This is a genomic window from Paenibacillus sp. J22R67 (assembly GCF_059692175.1).
The window spans coordinates 1-2,886 of the sequence record NZ_JCAUAX010000035.1 but is presented as its reverse complement, the minus strand read 5'-3'; the positions used below and the strand labels follow the sequence as shown (position 1 = coordinate 2,886).

Annotated in this window: 4 protein-coding genes; 3 read left to right on the top strand and 1 reads right to left on the bottom strand. The window is 43.3% G+C overall.

The features are described from left to right. The first annotated feature begins 129 nt into the window (after nucleotides 1-129). Both AC58VC_RS38420 and AC58VC_RS38415 read left to right on the top strand, forming a co-directional pair. Nucleotides 130-297: a hypothetical protein gene (locus AC58VC_RS38420; protein ID WP_497376731.1), complete on the top strand. Its 168-nt coding sequence runs from the start codon at nucleotides 130-132 to the stop codon at nucleotides 295-297. A 156-nt stretch (nucleotides 298-453) separates the two neighbouring features. Beyond that, the gene (locus AC58VC_RS38415) at nucleotides 454-579 is read left to right on the top strand and encodes an HAD hydrolase family protein (RefSeq protein ID WP_497376729.1); all 126 of its coding nucleotides are present in this window, start codon (nucleotides 454-456) and stop codon (nucleotides 577-579) included. Nucleotides 580-736: 157 nt separating this feature from the next. Here AC58VC_RS38415 and AC58VC_RS38410 read toward each other — a convergent pair whose 3' ends face one another. Then, nucleotides 737-1,456, bottom strand: coding sequence for a hypothetical protein (locus tag AC58VC_RS38410; RefSeq protein WP_497376727.1), 720 nt, complete (start codon nucleotides 1,454-1,456; stop codon nucleotides 737-739). A gap of 475 nt (nucleotides 1,457-1,931) precedes the next feature. Between AC58VC_RS38410 and AC58VC_RS38405 the strand changes: the two genes are divergently transcribed. Next, on the top strand, nucleotides 1,932-2,108 hold the full coding sequence (locus tag AC58VC_RS38405) for a hypothetical protein (protein WP_497376725.1): 177 nt from the start codon (nucleotides 1,932-1,934) through the stop codon (nucleotides 2,106-2,108). The last annotated feature ends 778 nt before the right edge of the window (nucleotides 2,109-2,886 follow it).

The following is a 2,886-nucleotide window of genomic DNA, read 5'->3' as shown; positions in this document are numbered from 1 at the left end:
AAGAATTAAATCTAACCGAACCTTCTTTCAACTAATGGCGAACTATAGTTCAATCCCGCATGACGGCAGTCGTATATGATTGGCTGCCGTTGTCCGTTGAGCTAACGGATACGTTAGTTTAAACAATAAATAATCAACTATCAAGTATTTAACAAAAACAATGTAGACCTTTCTCAAGCACCACTCCATTGCTCTGCAAGTTTTGAACAATTACAAATCGTACAATTTTTGCTTGAGAACGAAGCCGATCCTACATTAGGATTTGGGAGGGGAAAGAAAACGGGTAGAATTGCCTGAATCAAAGTACATGAACTATTTTGAATATACGAGATCGCTGCTTTATCTAATTTCAGGGCAGTGTTGCGTGTTATTGCATGGTAAAATATGGTTGAGTATTTAGTGAGCGGGGGCTCTAAATCGGAAGCAATCAAAAAAGTATTGGATTATTAGAACATTGCCGTTAGCAATTCTATCGCATTCGGTGACGGTAGTAATGATTTAGATATGTTAGAGTTCGTTAACCTCGGTAACAAAATACTTAGGGAATTGGTAGGAAAATTCAAAAATACTGCACAATAAAATAACGAGTTTTTTGTAGTTGATACTATAATGAGAAACTATAGCATCATGTTCAACAGGCAGCCGGTCCTATTGGCTGCCTGTTGAACTAAAGGGAGTATAGATAGTTATATTTATAAATAAACATAGTATGAAAAAGTGGCTCTGAACATTAAGGCTATGATCGCAAGCCATATTCCATGGTCCAGATTGGGATCTGAACGCCTGGGTTCCTCTCATTGTACACATTGCCGACCCAAGGTGTGCCGCAGATGTGCAGATAGGCGTAAGGTGTGCCATCGAACATCACCCAGGCACCTGCATCTCTGACTGTATTGGGCAGTCCTGACTTCTTGGCGTCAAAAGGCCAAATGATCATCCAGTGCGGACCAATCGGGATTGGCGGGCTTGTCGTATCGAACGGATCGGTGTTGCTATGCTGCGTGGCTCCGCACAGCATGTAGATGAGGCCTGGAGCTGTATTCGTGGGTTTCGGTTTCTTGGCCAAGATATCCATCATCCATTGTAGTCCCATCGGATCGGCGCACATTGGGGGATTGCCGATCTGGTTCTCATCCCCGGGAAAGCATATCCAATTGTTTGTGCCTTGGCGTAGGATGATTAGTCTTCCATCTTCACCCATTTCCGCAACGGTTGCATCTTTGGTGATGTGTCGTGGGCCAGAGAGCATCGCCCTCGCAATTTTAATAGCGAGGGCTTGTTCCTGTTTCGATGTAGGGACCGGTTGACCAGGCGACATCATTGCAATTGCGCTGTTACTGTAAGATCCAAAGGCTCCTTCTGTAATTGATGTATTAGGTGTGGAACTAATTTTAACTTTCTTCGCTGCTTTAGTTCGAGATACCACTACGGATGAATTTCTCCTGCGCTTTCCCATTTATTTCTCCTCCAATTTTAATTATTCATTTATGAACTGTATATCACTTGACTAGGTGATTAGAGTTACACCGTAAAAAGACCTATCAGCATTCTATGCTGTCATTTCTTAATAAATGTAAATCATGATTTAGAGTATGAAAACCCAGCTAAATCTCTGATATGAAAGGGAATTTAGTTTCTACTTCACGATCAGTAAATTATTTTTACTAACGTCTACAATTAGACAAGGATGGAAACCTTGGGAAAAAGGTGCGTTACTAAGTTTCAAACTATCTGGTAGTTAGCTCGTACAGTTAAACGGGGAAGTTGGTTCAATTTGAACATCGCGGTAGCCGGTCAGAAAAAATCGGCATCCAAAGTTTCTCGGTGATTATAAATAATAAATCAGAATACGATATTATTTCAGTAAGACTGGGATAATAAATGGCAATTCAAATGATATCTATACAACGAATATAAAGAGCGGAGAAACCATGAGAATTAAGCCTGCACTTACCTTAATAGGAGAAGGAACGATTTTTTTAAAGTATATAGATTCAAGAGGAGCTGCCAAAGAAATAACGGTTTGTGGGTATACTGAATATCTTTCGGTAAATTCAAAGGTGACAATTAGTAATGATGAGGTACATATTGAAGGAAGATTCATGTAAGTTAAAGCTGATCATTTAAGTAACGTGCAGGATAATTTAACCAATGTGATGATAATTCATCATCCGAGGATTAATGCCTTAGTTTCTCAACTATCGGGCAGTGCGCGCCTAGCCAAGCTAGGCACAACTTACTGATGCAATTTCAGTCGGGGTAAGGTCCAAGCCGCCCCGTAGCTAGCAGGCAGACGTCGGCGAAATCCGGCGGCTGAAGCCCTGTGAAAAGTCGCGCTTTGCGCGATGAAGCAAATCTGCAGGCCGTAATGAAAATGAATCCTACCGCATCGTGAAAGTGAACCCGAAAGGGACAAGAGGGAGCCGAGCCACGACTGCCCCGGCGAAGGCCATGGAACGCGCGAAGAACTTGGAATGCAGCGCAGAAGAACCCTCCGGTGTAAAGGGAGTGGCATGCAGAGACAGTTGTGTCTGGAACTAGGGAGACCCTCCCCCGCACGAAGTTTTTTTTTTTTCGTAACTAGCAAACCTATAAGCCCTAAAGGTGAAATGGCGAGCTGCGGGAAGGGAGTCGGAGGGGGCCATACTACCAATGATCCGGCGGACAACATAACCCCGGGGAGGGAAGGGCGCCGAAAGGCAATACCCCACTTCGTTTACGGGATATCAAGGAGGTAAGAGCAAGTGAATGCCGAATACACGGCTAACGCCACCAATGAAAACGCTCGACAACTCCAAAATACCCTCTATCTTGCGGCTAAGGAGAACCCAAAGCGTAAGTTTCATGCGCTGTACGACAAAGTATTCCGGAAAGATATTCTGCATG